Origin of the sequence: Actinomyces sp. zg328 (assembly GCF_009829635.1) — a bacterium.
Taxonomy (GTDB): Bacteria; Actinomycetota; Actinomycetes; order Actinomycetales; family Actinomycetaceae; genus Actinomyces; species Actinomyces marmotae.
Genome location: NZ_VWPE01000001.1, coordinates 142,288 through 157,774 on the forward strand (window position 1 = coordinate 142,288; position 15,487 = coordinate 157,774).

At 70.1% G+C, this 15,487-nt stretch carries 11 protein-coding genes; all 11 read left to right on the forward strand.

Features of this window, described 5'->3' with window-relative positions; translation table 11 throughout:
- Window positions 1-84: 84 nt before the first annotated feature.
- The 11 genes from GVV75_RS00620 to GVV75_RS00670 all read left to right on the forward strand — a co-directional run bounded on the left by GVV75_RS00620 (window position 85) and on the right by GVV75_RS00670 (window position 15,443).
- Window positions 85-489 carry an ArsR/SmtB family transcription factor gene (locus GVV75_RS00620; RefSeq protein WP_235925199.1) on the forward strand — a complete coding sequence of 135 codons (405 nt, stop codon included), beginning with the start codon at window positions 85-87 and terminating at the stop codon, window positions 487-489.
- Window positions 482-2,428, forward strand: a complete 1,947-nt coding sequence (locus tag GVV75_RS00625) for a heavy metal translocating P-type ATPase (RefSeq protein WP_159813013.1) — start codon at window positions 482-484, stop codon at window positions 2,426-2,428. Before GVV75_RS00620 ends, GVV75_RS00625 begins: the two co-directional genes overlap by 8 nt.
- A gap of 253 nt (window positions 2,429-2,681) precedes the next feature.
- The gene (locus GVV75_RS00630) at window positions 2,682-4,376 is read left to right on the forward strand and encodes an L-lactate permease (RefSeq protein WP_159522167.1); all 1,695 of its coding nucleotides are present in this window, start codon (window positions 2,682-2,684) and stop codon (window positions 4,374-4,376) included.
- Between the two features lie 367 nt (window positions 4,377-4,743).
- Window positions 4,744-5,541: a (Fe-S)-binding protein gene (locus GVV75_RS00635; protein WP_159522165.1), complete on the forward strand. Its 798-nt coding sequence runs from the start codon at window positions 4,744-4,746 to the stop codon at window positions 5,539-5,541.
- Entirely contained in the window at window positions 5,538-7,091 is a 1,554-nt protein-coding gene (locus GVV75_RS00640) for a LutB/LldF family L-lactate oxidation iron-sulfur protein (protein WP_159624931.1), read from the forward strand. Before GVV75_RS00635 ends, GVV75_RS00640 begins: the two co-directional genes overlap by 4 nt.
- On the forward strand, window positions 7,091-7,741 hold the full coding sequence (locus tag GVV75_RS00645) for a LutC/YkgG family protein (protein WP_159717520.1): 651 nt from the start codon (window positions 7,091-7,093) through the stop codon (window positions 7,739-7,741). Before GVV75_RS00640 ends, GVV75_RS00645 begins: the two co-directional genes overlap by 1 nt.
- 183 nt (window positions 7,742-7,924) lie before the next feature.
- On the forward strand, window positions 7,925-8,767 hold the full coding sequence (locus GVV75_RS00650) for a DeoR/GlpR family DNA-binding transcription regulator (RefSeq protein ID WP_159813015.1): 843 nt from the start codon (window positions 7,925-7,927) through the stop codon (window positions 8,765-8,767).
- 329 nt (window positions 8,768-9,096) lie between these two features.
- A complete protein-coding gene (locus tag GVV75_RS00655; protein WP_159813017.1) occupies window positions 9,097-10,419 on the forward strand; it encodes an RbtT/DalT/CsbX family MFS transporter in 1,323 nt (440 codons plus the stop codon).
- Window positions 10,420-10,542: 123 nt separating this feature from the next.
- Window positions 10,543-11,994, forward strand: coding sequence for a mannitol dehydrogenase family protein (locus tag GVV75_RS00660; RefSeq protein WP_159813019.1), 1,452 nt, complete (start codon window positions 10,543-10,545; stop codon window positions 11,992-11,994).
- Between the two features lie 280 nt (window positions 11,995-12,274).
- A complete protein-coding gene (locus tag GVV75_RS00665) occupies window positions 12,275-13,543 on the forward strand; it encodes an alpha-hydroxy acid oxidase (RefSeq protein WP_159813021.1) in 1,269 nt (422 codons plus the stop codon).
- Window positions 13,544-13,874: 331 nt separating this feature from the next.
- Window positions 13,875-15,443 carry a peptide MFS transporter gene (locus tag GVV75_RS00670; protein WP_159522153.1) on the forward strand — a complete coding sequence of 523 codons (1,569 nt, stop codon included), beginning with the start codon at window positions 13,875-13,877 and terminating at the stop codon, window positions 15,441-15,443.
- The last annotated feature ends 44 nt before the right edge of the window (window positions 15,444-15,487 follow it).

Consider the following 15,487-nt stretch of genomic DNA (forward strand, 5'->3'; position numbering starts at 1 on the left):
CTCGGGGGTGAGGGCGCACGAGCGGGCCGAGGGGGCGGCGGACCGCCCCTTGCGCACGAATCGTCACCTCCCTATCATTTAACCGTGAACGCAAACGCTAAACTCTCTCTTGTGCGCGACGACGGCGCCGCCCCGCGCCCCACCATGAGCGACGCCGAGACCCAGGAGACCGCCGAGCTCGCGGCCGAGGTCTTCTCCCTTCTCGCCGATGCCACGCGCATCCGCATCATCGCCCTGCTGGAGGAGGAGGGGGAACTCTCCTCCGGCGTCCTGGCCGAGCGCACCGGCCGCAGCGCCGCCGCCGTCTCCCAGCACCTGGCCAAGCTCCGCCTCGGGCACGTCGTCGCCTCGCGCGGCGAGGGCCCCCGCGTCTACTACCGGCTCATCGACGAGCACGCCCGCATCCTCGTGCGCCAGGCCGTCTTCCAGGCCCAGCACGTCACCGGGAACCTGCCCGCCGACCACCGGATCGGAGTGGATCATGATTGAGACCGCCCCTGAGCGCGTCGAGCCCGCGCCGCGCCCCCGGCGCGATCCGGCATCCTCGACTCCCCCTCCCACCGAGGCCCCCGAGTCGCTCCTCAACCGGATCGAGACCGCCGACGCCGCCCGCGTCATCCTCGTCGCCGTCGGCGCGCTGGCCGCCTGGGTCGCCCGCCTGGAGGGCGCGCCGGGGTGGGCGCTGGCGACGATCGGCACCGCCGTCCTGGCGGCCGGATGCTGGCCCATCGCCGTTGAGGCCTGGGGCGACCTGCGCGAGCGGCGCATGAGCATGGAGCTGTCCATGCTGCTGGCCATCGCGGCGGCCGCCGTCATCGGACAGTGGGGCACGGCCCTGCTCATCGCCCTGTTCGTGCTCGTGGCCGAGATCCTGGAGGAGCTGTGCATGGAGCGGGGGCGCGACGCGCTCACCGGCCTCATGACCTTCCTGCCGCGCACGGCCCGCGTCATCATCGACGGCGAGGAGCACGAGACCCCCATCGATGACCTCGCCCCGGGCCAGGTCATCGCCCTGCGCCCCGGTGGGAGGGTCCCGGCCGACGGCGTCGTGCGCAGGGGCAGCGCCGACATCGACCAGTCCCGGATCACCGGGGAGTCCATGCCGGTGACCGTGGGCGCGGGCGATCCCGTGCCCGCCGGTTCGATCACCCAGGGGCCCCTCGAGCTCGAGGTGACGAAGGCGGGCGAGGATTCCTCCTTCGGGAGGATCATCGCCGCCGTGCGCGCCGCGCAGGACAGCCGAGCCCCCGTCCACCGCCTGGCGGACGTGCTCGCCGCCCGCATCGTCTACCTGGCCCTCGGCCTGGCGCTTCTCACCCTTGTCGTCACGCGGGACACCCGGGCCACGATCTCCGTGGTCATCGCCGCCGGCGCCTGCGGCGTCGCGGCCGGCACGCCCCTGGCCGTCCTGGCATCCGTCGCCCGGTGCGCGCGCACCGGGGCCTTCGTCAAGGACGGGGCGCATCTGGAGAGCCTGTCCGCCGTCGACACCGTGGTGCTGGACAAGACCGGCACGCTCACGACCGGCGCGCCGCGCGTGATCGCCCTGAGCCCCACCGACGGCGGCCCGGGCGCGGAGGACTCCATGCTCCGCCTGGCCGCGGCCGCGGAGTGGAACACGGAGCACCCCATCGGGCGGGCCATCGTCGAGAGGGCCCGCGAGCGCGGCCTGACCCTCCCCTCGCCCGAGTCCACCCGCTACACCCCCGGCATGGGCGTCGAGGCCATTGTCGAGGGGCGGCGAGTGAGGGTCGGCCGCCTCGACGCCGATCAGGCCTCCAGGGGGCTCGCCGGACTGACGGGCCCCGCGGAGGACCTGCCCGCGGGCACCACCGCCGTCCAGGTCGTCGTCGACGGCGCCACGGCAGGGATCATCCTGGTGGCCGACGAACTGCGCGAGGGGGCGGCGCTGATGCTCTCCCAGATCCGTGACATGGGCCTCGATGTGCTCATGCTCACCGGGGACGCGCCGTCGACGGCCGCGAGGATCGGGGCTGAGCTGGGCCTGGCCCCCGAGCGGATCCGCGCCGGGCTGCTGCCCCACGACAAGGGCGCGATCATCGGCGAGCTGCGCGCGGCGGGCCATCGCGTGGCGATGGTCGGCGACGGCATCAACGACGCCCCCGCCCTGTCCGCCGCCGATGTGGGCATCGCCATGGGCTCGGGCACGGACGTGGCCCGGGAGGCGGGGGACATCGTCCTGGTGGGCTCTGACCCGCTCTCCCTGGCGCGCACGATCCGCATCGCCCGCAGGGCCCGGCGGATCATCATGGCGAACTTCATCGGGACCATCGCCGTGGACGCCGTGGCCATGGGGCTGGCCGCTCTGGGCATGCTGGGCCCGATCGCCGCCGCGCTCGTGCATGTGGGCTCCGAGAGCGCCTTCATCCTCAACTCCGCGCGCCTGGCGCCCGGCCCCCGGCGCTGAGCGACGGCGGGCCGGCCTCGGAGCGCCACCCGGCGCGGAACCCATCAGCCCGCCCGCTCCCGGCATCCCCGGCTCGCACCGCGCGCCGGGGATGTCGGGTACTCTCGCCTAGGACGTTCGTCCACTTGCCGCGCCCGGGGCGACTCGGCGTGGCGGGATCCACCCCTTCCCGGGCCTTCAGATGGCACGAGGCACCGCGCCCGAGCCACCTCGCAGACCCGGAAACTGACCAGCAACGACGCCGGAGGTCCTCATGGCATCAGCCTTCCCTGCCAGCGCTCTCCCAGCGGTCCTCGCGACGGGTTTCACGCCGTCGACGAGCGCCGTCGGGGACAGTGTCTACCTGACCGCCCTCGTGGGGCTCGTACCCCTAGCGTCCTTCTTCATCCTCATGGGGGCATTCAAGGTCAAGACCCACTGGTGCGCGCTCATCTCGCTGGCGATCTCCATGGTCATCGCCCTCTTCTTCGGGATGCCGGTGGTCCTGACCGTCATGAGCGCCACCCAGGGCGCCGTCTTCGGCCTCATGCCGATCATCTACATCATCATCGCGGCCGTGTGGCTCTACAACCTCACCGAGTCCTCCGGGCGCAGCGCGGACCTCAAGGCGATCTTCAACGTCATCGGCAAGGGCGACCAGCGCGCCCAGGCGCTCATCATCGCCTTCTCCTTCTGCGGGCTCATGGAGGGACTGGCGGGCTTCGGCGCGCCCGTGGCCATCACCTGCGCCCTGCTGGTGAGCCTGGGGCTGCCCAAGATCAAGGCGGCCGTGGCCGCGATCGTGGGCAACGCGATCAACGTCGGGTTCGGCGCCATGGCCATCCCCGTGACCACCGCCGGCCAGCTGGGCGGGGAGGACCCGGTCGAGGTCGCCACCCGCATGGGGCACCTCACCTGGATCTTCGCGGCCTTCATCCCCCTGATCCTGCTGCAGATCATCGACGGGATGCGGGGCATCAGGCAGTTGTGGCCGCTGGCGATCGCGATCGGCCTGGCCACCGGCGCGGGGCACTTCTTCGTCTCCTCGAGTTCGTACGAGCTGACCGCCGTGGCCGCCTCCCTGCTGGGCCTGGCCGCCGGCTACGCCTTCCTGCTCGCCTGGACCCCGACCACGCCCGAGGAGTTCCGCACCTTCGTGGCCGAGGAGGACAAGCCCGACGGCGCCCGCGTGGGACTCGCCCTGCTGCCCTACGTGCTCGTCGTCATCATCATCGCCATCACCAAGTTGTGGAGGATCGGCGTGGACCTGCCCGCGGTGCTGAAGTCCAAGGACCTGCCGATCCACTGGCCCGGGGTCCACGGCCAGCTCTTGGGCGCTGACGGCCAGCCCTCGCCGTCGGGCACTTACACCCTTCAGATCCTGTCCAACCCGGGCACGTGGATCTTCGTCACCGGCATCATCGTGGCCATCGTCTACGGCACGCGCTCCTCCGGCGGGCGGTACCGCACGAGCGTGGGCACCATGTTCGCCGTCCTGCCCAAGACGATCCACAACCTGCGCCTGGCGATCCTGACCATCGCCTCGGTCATGGCGCTGGCCTACGTCATGAACTTCTCCGGCCAGACCACGGCGATCGGCGCGGCACTGGCGTCAACCGGCGCCTTCTTCGCCTTCCTCGCCCCGATCCTGGGCTGGGTGGGCACCGGCGTGGCGGGCTCGGCGACCTCCGCCGGCGCCCTGTTCGCCAAGCTCCAGGCGACGGCCGCCCAGGGCGCCGGTCTCGACGCGCGCATCCTGCTGGCGGGCAACACGATCGGCGGCGGCCTGGGCAAGATCATCTCCCCGCAGAACCTGGCGGTGGCCTCCACCGCGATCGACGAGCCCGGGTCGGACGCCCAGATCCTCAAGAAAGTGGCGCCCTACTCGATCGGCCTGCTGATCCTCCTGTGCGCGCTGATCTTCGTCGGCTCACAGGGCTGGCTGGGCGCCTACATGCCCATCCGCTGAGCCGACCGAGGCGGGGCCCAGCGCCCCTGACCCGGCTTCGGCCCAGCCCACCCACTCAACCGCCCCCTCGCGCCACCCGCGCGAGGGGGCGGTCCCGCTGGGGCCCACCTGAGAAAACATCACGACACACGTTCGTAATATCCGGCGCGCGGAGGGTCGCCGCCACTGGCGCGGCCGCCGCCCTCAACCGGCCCCCATCCCACGACAGCGCCGAGTTTCCGCAGCCCACCAAGGGTCACGCCCCCACCGCGCCCCACCGGGCACCGCCCGACGGACATCACGGTCACTGACGCAAGGACGAAGGCCCTAAGGTGAGAGCGACATCGGACAACGACGCCGCGAGACAGAAGACAGGGAGGTCCTCATCGTGCGTATCGCGCTCTTCGCGACCTGCATCGCGGACACCATGTTCCCGCAGGCGCCGCAGGCGACCGTCACACTCCTGGAGAGGCTCGGCCATGAGGTCGTCTTCCCCGAGGGGCAGGTCTGCTGCGGCCAGATGCACGCGAACACCGGGTATTTCAAGCAGGGCGCCAAGCTCATCCGCAACCATGTGAAGACCTTCGAGCCGGTGCTCGACGGCGAGTGGGACGCCATCGTCGTCCCCTCGGGCTCCTGCACCGGGGCCACGCGCCACGAGCAGGCCCTCGTGGCCGAGCACGTCGGGGACCACGACCTCGCCAAACGGGCCGACGCCGTCGCCAAGCGGACTTACGACCTCTCCGAGCTGCTCGTCGACGTCCTCGGGCTGACGGACGTCGGCGCCTATTTCCCCCACCGCGTCACCTACCACCCCACATGCCACTCGATGCGCATCGCGAAGGTCGGGGACCGCCCCTACGCGCTGCTGCGGGCCGTCGAGGGCATCGACCTGGTCGACCTGCCCGACGCGGACGTCTGCTGTGGGTTCGGCGGCACCTTCTCCATGAAGAACCATGAGGTCTCCACGGCGATGCTCACCGACAAGGTCGCCAACGTGAAGGCCACGAAGGCCGAGATCCTGTGCGCGGGCGACTACTCCTGCCTCATGCACATCGGTGGCGGGCTGTCCCGCTTGAACTCCGGGGTGCGGATCACGCACCTCGCCGAGATCCTCGCCTCGACGAAGGACGCCCCCTTCATCGGCAACGTCGCCTTCCAGGCGGATGCGGAGGCGGCCCGATGAGCCAGACATTCCTGGGCATGCCCGCGGGCGCGGGCCAGCGCCCCGAGGACCGCCCCCACACCGGCGGCTGGGCAACCACCGTGGACGTCCCCGAGAACCCGCTGCGCTGGGGCACCACCTTCCCCAAGGGCGCGCACCGCACCCTGCAGAACACGCAGATGCGCCGCAACCTGGGCCACGCCACCCGCACCATCCGCGGCAAGCGCGCCATGCGCGTGGAGGAGATGCCGGACTGGGAGGACCTGCGCGACGCCGCCTCCGCCGTCAAGAACGAGGTGATGAGCAACCTGCCCGAACTCCTGGAGCAGTTCGAGGCCAACGTGACCGCCCGGGGCGGGATCGTCCACTGGGCGCGCGACGCCGCCGAGGCCAACGCCATCGTCACCGAGATCATCAAGTCCAAGGGCGTCGATGAGGTCGTCAAGATCAAGTCGATGGCCACCCAGGAGACCAATCTCAACGAGCATCTCAAGGCCGAGGGGATCTTCGCCAACGAGACCGACCTCGCCGAGATGATCGTCCAGCTCGCCGACGACATGCCCTCGCACGTCGTCGTCCCGGCCATCCACCGCAACCGCTCCGAGGTCCGCGGCATCTTCCTGGACCGCATGGGCGATGCCCCGAAGGACCTGTCCGACGATCCCAAGGAGCTCACGGCTGCCGCCCGCGCCCACCTGCGCAAGAAGTTCCTCCACGCCAAGGTGGCCGTCTCCGGCACCAACATGGGCGTGGCCGAGACCGGCACCGTCTCCGTGTTCGAGTCCGAGGGCAACGGCCGCATGTGCCTGACCCTGCCGGACACGCTCATCACCCTCATGGGCATCGAGAAGCTCGTCCCCCGCTTCCAGGATGTCGAGATCTTCTCCCAGCTCCTGCCGCGCTCGGCCACCGGCGAGCGCATGAACCCCTACACCTCCATGTGGACGGGCGTCACCGAGGGCGACGGCCCCCAGGAGTTCCACCTCATCCTCATGGACAACGGGCGCACCAAGGCCCTGTCCGACCCGATCGGCCGCGAGGCGCTGCACTGCATCCGCTGCGGCTCGTGCATGAACATCTGCCCCGTCTACCAGCACACGGGCGGCCACGCCTACGGCTCGGTCTACCCCGGGCCCATCGGCGCGATCCTCACCCCCCAGCTGACCCAGGGCCTAGCCGACGACGATCCGGTCCACACCCTGCCCTACGCCTCCACCCTGTGCGGGGCCTGCGGCGAGGTCTGCCCGGTCAAGATCGACATCCCGACGATCCTCGTCCACCTGCGGGCCAGGACCGTCGACGTCAAGCGCAAGATCCTCCCCGATATGTGGGACGTGGCCATGGGGGTGACCACGCCAGTCATGAAGAGCGGCCGGGTGTGGGCCACCGCCACGAAGGCCATCAAGGCCACGCGCCTCATCGACCGGGACGGCAAGATCGGCTCCCTGCCCTTCCCCGCCTCGATGTGGACGGGCACCCGCGACGTGCCCGCCGCCCCCGCGGAGAGCTTCCGTGAGTGGTGGAGGCGCACGCACCCGCAGTCGATCGCGAACAGCAAGGAGGCCAAGTGATGGACGCCCGCAGCGTGATCCTCTCGCGAGCCCGGGAGGCGATCTCCCGCTCCCAGGCCGCCCCGGCCGCGCCCGTCCCCCGCACCTACACGCGCGTCGGCGCCAACCCGCCCGGATCCGAGCCCGTCGTGGCAGAGATGGTGGAGAAGTTGGAGGACTACAACGCCGTCGTGCGGGTGGAGGCCGAGGACGCCGGAATCCTCGACGCCATCGACGCCCTCCTGGCCGACGCGACCACCGTCGTGGTTCCCGCGGGGCTCCCGCAGGCCTACAAGGAGGCCGCGGCGAGGAACGGCCGGACCGTCCGCGAGGACTCCCGTCAGGACCCGATCCCCACGCTCGAGCTCGACGGGATCGACGCCGTCGTCACCTGCTCGCGCACCGCGATCTCCCTGTCGGGCACGATCTGCCTCGACGGCGAGCCCGACCAGGGGCGCCGTGCCATCTCCCTGGTGCCGGACCGCCACGTCATCATCTTGGAGCGCGAGTCGATCCAGCCCACGGTGCCGCAGGCCGTGGACATCCTGGGCGAGAACCCGACCCGTCCGAGCACCTGGGTCGCCGGCCCCTCGGCCACCAGCGACATCGAGCTCATCCGCGTCAACGGCGTCCACGGGCCCCGCAACCTGGGGGTCGTGATCGCGCACTGACCGCGGGGCCGGACGCGATCCGGCCCCGCCCGATAGCCCCACTGCCCGGGATGTTCACCCTCGGGCAGTGGAGAACCGGAGGCCCCGGCGCTCATCCCTGTCCCAGAGGGCGCCGGGGCTTCCGGGCACCTCGGCCCCACACTTGCCTCCCACGCCACTGGCTGACATGCCACGATGGAGGGCATGGGCATTGAGATCACAGCGGATCCGTCGCATCCCGAGGGCGGACGGCCCCTGACGCCAGACGGACAGCACGCCGAGCAGTTGGGTGCGGCCGAGCGGCGCAAGGCGATCCTCGCCCATCTCCGGGCCACCGGCGAGGTGTCCGTGTCCTCCCTGCCGGGCCTCTTCGGGGTCTCCGTGGAGACCATCCGGCGCGATTTGCGCGAGCTCGAGGACACGCACGCGATCACCCGTTCCTACGGGCGCGTCAGGATCGCTGAGGCCTCCAATTACGAGTCGACTCTGACCTACAGGAAGGAGCACCTCGCCGATGAGAAGGAGCGCATCGCCCAGGCCGCCGTCGATCGGCTGGGCGCGGCCGACACCGTTTTCCTCGATGAGGGCTTCCATCCGCTCCTCGTCGGCCGGGCCCTGCCCGCGGACCGGGACCTGACGATTATCACCGCCTCCCTGCCCACGGCCCTGGAGATGTGCGAGCGCCCCCGCACCACGGTGATCGTGTTGGGCGGCAGGGTGCGCCACGTGACCGCCGCCAGCGTCGAGCGGTGGGCCACGAGGATGCTGCGCGACATGCGACCGGATCTGGCCATCATCGGCGCCAACGGGGTAGATCTGGACGGCTGGCTCACCACGCCCCACGCCTCCGTGGCCGAGGTCAAGGAGACGGCGCTGTCCGTGTCTCAGCGAGCGCTGTTCGTGGGCTCGCACACGAAATTCGCGCGCTCCACCCTGTGCCGGTTCGGCCATGTGCGCCAGTTCGAGCGCGTCATCACCGGCACCGAGCTGCGCTCGTCGACCGCCCGCCGGATCATCGACGCCGGGGGGCGCCTGGATCGGGTCTGACCACGCCCCACTCAGCGACGCCCCGCGAGCGCTCGCCCCCCCCCATCGGGGAAGACCCCCGCCCGGATCCGCTCCCCGCAGTGAATCGGGCACCGAAATGGTTGCCAACGGTCACTCGGGCCCCGAGAACCGGTCAGCCGGGCGCTTCACCGGGCCCGCTCAACCGCGCCGGCGGAATCGACGCGCCGTTGGGACCCCATTGATAAATCGGCAGTCGGTGATCCCCGACCGGTCACTCCCAGGCACCCCCGTGTCGGCCATGCTGGAGCCGTCAGAACGATCTGACACGACATCCAAGACAACGCAGTCCCCGTCGAAACGAGCCTTGAATGCCCAGCTCCAATCCTGTTATCGCGGCGATCCAGAAGACTGGATTCCCCACCAATCTCGCCCTCGGCTTCCTCGGCGTCGTCATCTTCGTGATCGGCGATGGAATCGAAGCCGTGTGGATCACGAACTACTTCTCCTCCGACGACGTGGGATTCACGGTGGCGCAAGGGTCCACCATCGTCTCCTTCTACGGCGTCATCGTCGCGATCGCGGCGTTCTTATCCGGGGCGCTGTGCGATGCGCTGGGCTGCCGAGCGGTCATGCTCACCGGCCTGATGTCCTTCCTCATCTTCGACGCCCTGTTCATCCTCGTCGGGCTCCCCAGCCACTCGATGCCGCTCGTCCTGCTGTTCTACGGGCTGCGAGGATTCGGCTATCCCATGTTCGCCTACGGCTACCTCACCTGGACCATGATGGTCACGCCCCCGGAGCGCCAGTCCTCGGTCTCCGGCTGGTTCTGGTTCGCCTTCTCCCTGGGCATGCAGTTCCTCGGCTCCTACTTCTCAAGCTTCTTCCTGCCGGCCATCGGCCATGTCGCCACCCTGTGGGCCGGATGGATCCTGGCGGCCATCGGCGGCATCATCACGATGCTGTTCCTGCGCCTGCACCCCTCGGCGACGCAGACCGCGGGGATCTCGATCGCCAATTCGGTCGGCTCGGCGGTGTCAGTCCTCTGGCGCTACCCCAAGGTGTCGATCGGCGGCATCGTCAAGATCATCAACCTCTCCGGCCAGTACGGGATGCAGGCCTACTACGTCGTCTACCTCCACAAGGTGTTCGGGATGCCGGAGTCCCAGGCCATCCTCGAGTTCTCCGTATTCGGCCTGGTCGCGATCATCGGTGACGTCTTCTGGGGCGTGGCCGGCGACAGGATCGGTTGGAGGAACACCCTGCAATGGGCGGCCACCCCGATCACTTTCGCCTCCCTGGTGTACATGTACTTCATCCCGATCATCGCGGGGCCGAACTTCTTCCTTATCGCGATCGGCACCGCTGGGATCGGCATCGGTCTGAGCGCGCACGTGCCCACCACTCCCCTACTCGTGGCCCATGCGCACGGCGAGACCGGCAACGCCCTGGCCATCCTCAACCTCGGAGCCGGCCTGGGAGCGTTCGTTGGCCCCGCCATCGTGACCGTGCTCCTGGGCGACGAGAGCACCGCGCAGGGCTACTTCTGGCCCGGGATGGCCCTGGCCCTCATCTACGCCGTCTCCTTCCTGCTGTGCTTCGCCCTCAAACTGCCCGGCAACGCGCGAATCCTCCACTCGGCGCCCGCACTGTCCGACAAGCCGAGGGCGGGGGCCGGTCAGGCGGCCGGCTGACGGCGCCCCGCGCCCATGGGCGCCGCCGCGCGTCCGGCGCGTGAGCGATACACCGACGGCCGCCGGGCGACCACCACCCCTTGCCCATCGCCAGATGACCACCACCGTCCCAAGGAGAGAACCATGACCACCAGCCTCGCCGACTCACCCCTGGCCCCCGCCTACGACCGCTCGGCCATCACCACCGGGATCGTCCACTTCGGCGTCGGGGGATTCCACCGCGCTCACCACGCCATGTACCTGGACCGCCTCATGCGCGAGGGCAAGGCGCTGGACTGGGGCATCTGCGGCGTCGGGCTCCTCCCGGCCGACGCCGCCATGCGCGATGCCCTGACCAGTCAGGACACCCTTTACTCGCTTACCCTCAAGCACCCCGACGGCCATCTTGAGCCCGCGATCATCGGCTCCATCCACCGCTACCTGTACGCCCCCGAGGCCCGCGCGGAGGTTCTTGACGCGCTCACCGCGCCGACCACGCGGATCGTCTCCCTGACCGTCACCGAGGGCGGCTACAACATCGACGACGCCACCGGCACCTTCCGCACCGACGCCGAGGGGGCGGTCCGCGACGCCGCCAACCCCGGTGAGCCGACGACGGCCTTCGGCTACATCGTGGAGGCTCTACGCCGTCGCCGTGAGGAGGGCACCGCCCCGTTCACGGTCATGAGCTGCGACAACCTGCCCGGCAATGGGAAGGTGGCCCGCGCCGCCGTCGTCTCCCAGGCCCGGATGAGCGATGCGGAGCTGGCCGACTGGATCGACACGAGCGTCTCCTTCCCCAACTGCATGGTGGATCGGATCACCCCCCGCACCACCGATGAGGACATCGCCATGGTGCGCTCCGAGCTCGGCGTCGACGACGCCTGGCCGGTCGTGGCCGAGCCCTTCACCCAGTGGGTGCTTGAGGACGATTTCCCCGCCGGGCGCCCTCCGTACGAGGAGGTAGGCGTGCAGATGGTGACCGACGTCGTCCCCTACGAGCTCATGAAGCTCCGGCTGCTCAACGCCTCCCACCAGGCGCTGGCGCACTGGGGGAGGCCGCTGGGGATGACCTATGGCCACGAGGCCGCCGCCGACCCGCGGATCGCCGCCTGGACCCGCGCCTACCTGGAGCGCGAGGCCCTGCCGACGCTGCGCCCGGTGCCGGGCATCGATCTTCCCGCCTACGTGGACTCGCTGTTCGAGCGCTTCACGAACGCGGCGATCGCCGACACCCTGGCGCGTCTGGCCTTCTTCGGTCCCTCGGGCATGCCCAAGTTCGTGCTGCCCACGATCCGGGAGAACCTGGAGGCGGGCCGCTCCATCCGCCTGGGCGCGGCGCTGTGCGCCGCCTGGGCCTGGTGCGCCGAGGGCGTGGATGAGGCCGGCGAGCCGATCCCGGATGCCCAGGACCGCCTGGAAGACTACGGGCGGCGCCAGCGCGACGGCGAGGAGGGCGCCTTCCTCACCAATGAGGAGGTCTTCTCCGACCTGGGCGCGAACGAGCGTTTCCGGTCAGCCTTCCTCACCGAGCTCGCCGCTCTCAAGGAGCAGGGCGCGCGCGCCCGGATGGAGGCCACGCTCAACGAGGGCTGAGGGGCGCCCCGCGCGGTCCAGAAGAGTTCCCAGCGCGCCGAGCCCCGCGATCGGGCCCGCCAGCGATACCGGGGCCCCGGCTCCCTCCCTCAGCCCGGGGGGGGGGGCGCCGGGGCCCCGCCACCACAGCAATTGCATAGGTAAGGCTTGCCTTGCGCTTTCGGCTGCCGCAGAGCATACTTCGGCGTGCGCCAGACCTAGACCAAGGTCTCAGCCCTATCCGATTGCCGCAGCGGCCATCACCGGCTGCGGCACCACCCGCCAACAAAGAGGTAGCCCTGTGGTGAAGCGCCAGTTCCCCAGACCATCCGAGGTCTTCGAGCTCCTGCAGTTCAAGACTCCAGACTTCAACGGACGCCGTCGGCGACTCGCCGCAGCGCAGACGATCTGGGACCTTCGCACTATCGCCAAGCGCAGCACGCCGGCAGCGGCCTTCGACTACACCGACGGCTCCGCCGACGAGGAGATCTCCCTGCGCCGCGCCCGCCAGGCCTTCCGGGACATCGAATGGCACCCGGACATCCTGCGCCCCGCACCGGAGACCGACACCGCTTGCTCCATCCTCGGCGGGCGCTCCTCGCTCCCCTTCGGCATCGCCCCCACCGGGTTCACCCGCCTCATGCAGACCGAGGGCGAGATCGCCGGGTCCACCGCCGCCGGCGCCGCGGGCATCCCCTTCAGCCTGTCCACGCTGGGGACCACGTCCATTGAGGACGTCGCCGCCGCCAATCCCCACGGCCGCAACTGGTTCCAGCTCTACGTCACCCGCCAGCGCGAGATCTGCTACGGCCTGGTCGAGCGCGCGCAGAAGGCCGGCTTCGACACCCTCATGTTCACCGTGGACGTGCCCACCGCGGGTGCCCGCCTGCGGGACAAGCGCAACGGGTTCTCCATCCCGCCGCAGATCACCGCCGGAACGGTCCTCAACACGGCGATGTACCCGCGCTGGTGGTTCGACTTCCTGACCACCCCGAAGCTCGAGTTCGCGTCCCTGTCCTCCACTGGCGGAACAGTGGGCGAGTTGCTCGACTCCGTCATGGACCCCACGATCTCCGACGACGACCTCTCCGTCATCCGCTCCATGTGGACGGGCAAGATCATCGTCAAGGGGGTCCAGAACGTGCAGGACTCCAAGCGGCTCGTCGACCTCGGCGTCGACGGGATCCTGCTGTCCAATCACGGCGGGCGCCAGATGGACCGCGCCCCCGTCCCCTTCCGTCTCCTGCCCGAGGTCCTGCGCGAGGTGGGCAAGGACACCACGGTCATGATCGACACCGGAATCATGCACGGCCAGGACATCATCGCCGCCGCCGCCCTGGGATCGAAGTTCTCACTGGTGGGCCGCGCCTACCTCTACGGCCTCATGGCCGGCGGACAGGCCGGGGTGGACCGCATGATCGAGATCTTCAGCGATCAGATCGTGCGCACCATGCGCCTGCTCGGGGTCAGCTCCATCGAGGAGCTGGAGCCGCGCCATGTCACCCAGCTCACCCGACTCGTCCCCGTGAGCCGCCAGGTCGCCGCGGCCGAGGCGAACCTCAGCCGCTGAGGATCCTGCGCCCACGGCCTACTCCGGACGTGGAGGGTCGCGGCGCGCCGCTCCGCCCGGCCGTATCCCGGCGCGCCGCGACCGGCGCCCCGGGATGCGGCCGGTCCCTGCCACGCCCCACGGGGAAAACAATTCGTTACACCCCGGGGGTATCGTGCCCGCAGTGCTCTCACCCGACGGCGTCCCCAGCAGATCGCCCTCACAGCGGTCGCCGGGGACGCCGTCGGGCGAGGGCTGGACCACTGGACCCCCAGCGGCCCCACGTCACAGCACGGTGGCCCCACCCACAAGGCGGCGCCACCGGCCGTCTCACCCCCTTGAGGAGACACACATGACGACCGAGACCACTGCCTCGGCCACGGCGGACCGGGCACCCATCGCGTCCCGGTGGACGCCGACCACCCTGCGCACCGGCCCCTCCCGAGATGATCGCAGTCCCTTGTTCGGCCATCCCCGCGGCCTGCCGTGGATGCTCAACGTCGAGATGTGGGAGCGCTTCTCCTACTACGGGATGCGCGCCATCCTGCTCTACTTCCTCACCGACACGATCGCCAACGGCGGCCTGGGCCTGAGCACCAACACCGGGCAGGTGATCCTGTCCGCCTACGGCGCCGCCGTGTACCTGCTGGCGATCCCCGGGGGCATCTTCGCCGACCGCGTCATCGGCCCGTGGCTGTCGACGCTCTACGGCGGGGTCATCATCATGATCGGCCATCTGTGCCTGTCGGTCCCCGTGGCGCCGCTGGCGTGGGTTGGGATCGTATGCGTCGCCATTGGAACCGGTTTCATCAAGCCGAACCTGTCGACGATCGTCGGCGGTCTCTACGACGATGATGACCCGCGCCGCGACGCCGGCTTCCAACTGTTCTACATGTCGGTGAACGTCGGCTCCTTCTTCTCCCCACTGGTGACCGGCTGGCTCAGGGGCCACTACGGCTACCACGCGGGCTTCGCGGCCGCCGCCGTCGGCATGGCCCTGGCGCTCGCTGCATTCATCTACGGGCGGAGCAAGCTCTCCGCCTTCGCCTTCGACGTGCCCAACCCGATCCGCGGCGAGGCCCTGACGCGCCTCCTGCTGACCTGCGTCGGCGCGGTAGCCGGCTTCGCGGCCCTGGCCGGGGTCATCTTCGTCATCACCCACTCCCTGACCTCCGCGATCGCCTACGCCCTGTTCCTCGTCGCCACGGGCTCGTCGATCACCTACTTCGTCGTGATGTTCCGCTCCCCCAGCGTCACCACCGCCGAGCGCGGCCACCTGCGGGCCTACGTCCCCCTGTGGATCGGTGCCGTTCTGTTCTGGATGATCTTCGAGCAGGCCGCGGGCAAGATGGCGACCTTCGCCGAGGCGCACACCGACGGCCGCACCCCCTTCTTCGGCTGGACCCTCACCCCCGAGGCCTACCAGTCGGTCAACCCACTGGTGATCGTGGCCCTGGCTCCCGTCGTCGGGTGGATCTTCACGCGCCGAGCGGGCAGGTTCCCCTCCACACCGGTCAAGTTCGCCTCGGCCGTCCTCCTCATCGGCCTGTCTGCCCTGCTCATGGGCCTCGGCTTCGCCACTTGGCCCGGTGGCGGCGTGCTCTCACCCTGGTGGTTCCTGGCCTTCGTGTTCATCGTCCAGACCATCGGCGAGCTGTTCCTGTCCCCCGTGGGGCTGTCCACGACGGCGGCACTGGCCCCCAAGTCCTTCGCCTCCCAGTCGATGGCGCTGTGGCTGCTGGCCTCCTCCACCGGCCAGGGCATCGCCGCCGTCGTCATCGAGCGCACGGAGGGCATCGCCGACTCGACCTACTACTACGGCCTGGGCGCCATCACGATCCTCGTGTCCCTCGGCCTCTACGCCCTGGCTCCCTGGACGCAGCGACAGATGGCCGACGTCGGGGTCACCTCCCGCGGCTAGGCGCCGCTCGCTTCCTCAGCCCTGAGGGGCGCATACCCACCACT